At 73.2% G+C, this 970-nt stretch carries 1 protein-coding gene and 1 pseudogene; both read left to right on the top strand.

Annotated elements, in window-relative coordinates; all coding sequences use genetic code 11:
- Window positions 1-198 (top strand): annotated as a pseudogene (locus tag KS423_RS46220) (MFS transporter); the annotation flags it as partial.
- A 7-nt stretch (window positions 199-205) separates the two neighbouring features.
- Window positions 206-862, top strand: a complete 657-nt coding sequence (locus KS423_RS46215) for a TetR family transcriptional regulator (protein ID WP_224285623.1) — start codon at window positions 206-208, stop codon at window positions 860-862.
- The last annotated feature ends 108 nt before the right edge of the window (window positions 863-970 follow it).

The following is a 970-nucleotide window of genomic DNA, read 5'->3' as shown; positions in this document are numbered from 1 at the left end:
GGCGAGTCGGTGGTCGCCGCCGACGCCGTCGCCCGGGCCGGCGGCGGGCCGGCGCTCAGCGCCTCCGCGCACGCCGCGTACGTGCACGGGATGGGGGTGGTGCTGCTGGTCTCCGGGCTGGTCGCGGTGGTCTCGGCGGTGCTGGTCGCGGCCCGGATGCCCGCGGACACCGCGGCCGGCACCGGAGATCGCGGATAATCGGGGCATGACTCCCCAGCAGCCGACCGCGGCCCTCCCGGACGCCCCGACCAACCCGGTCCAGGCGAAACTGGAGGCGCCGCTGTCGCTGCGCGAGCGCAAGAAGCTGAAGACCCGCCAGGCCATCCGCCGCGAGGCGTACCGGCTGATCTCCGAGCAGGGCTACGACAGCACCACGGTCGAGCAGATCGCCGCCGCCGCCGAGGTCTCGCCGTCCACCTTCTTCCGCTACTTCGCCACCAAGGAGGACCTGGTCCTCTCCGACGAGTACGACCCGGCGATGATCGCCGCCCTGCTGGAGCGGCCCGCCGACGAGCCCTTCCTGGAGTCCTGCCGGGAAGCCATGGCCAACCAGATCCACGAACTGCTCCAGCACGAGCGCGAGGAACTGTTCACCCGGATGCGGCTGATCACCGAGGTCCCCGCGCTGCGCGCCGCACTGCACCGGGGCGACAACAACCCGCAGGAGCTCTTCCTCACCGTGCTCACCCGGCGGGCCGGCGTCGAGGAGCCCACGTACGAGATGAGGGTGACCGCGGCCGCCATCACCGCGGCCACCGCCGAAGCACTCCTCCAATGGGCCGCGGGCGGGGGGCGGGAGGACATCGCCTCCCTGATCGATCAGACCTTCGCGCTGTTGGGGAGCGGCTTCGCCGGGATGTGAGGTCCCCTCCGTCGGGGAGGTGGGATTCCCTCCCCGGGGGTGGGCTCCCGTCACGACGCGTGCGGGCACGACGCGTGCGGGCACGACGCGTGCGGGCAGCGGGGCCCG

Source organism: Streptomyces sp. LS1784, from assembly GCF_020103755.1.
Lineage (GTDB): Bacteria > Actinomycetota > Actinomycetes > Streptomycetales > Streptomycetaceae > Kitasatospora.
Note: the sequence above shows the minus strand (reverse complement) of the source record. Positions and strands in the feature narration are given on the sequence as shown.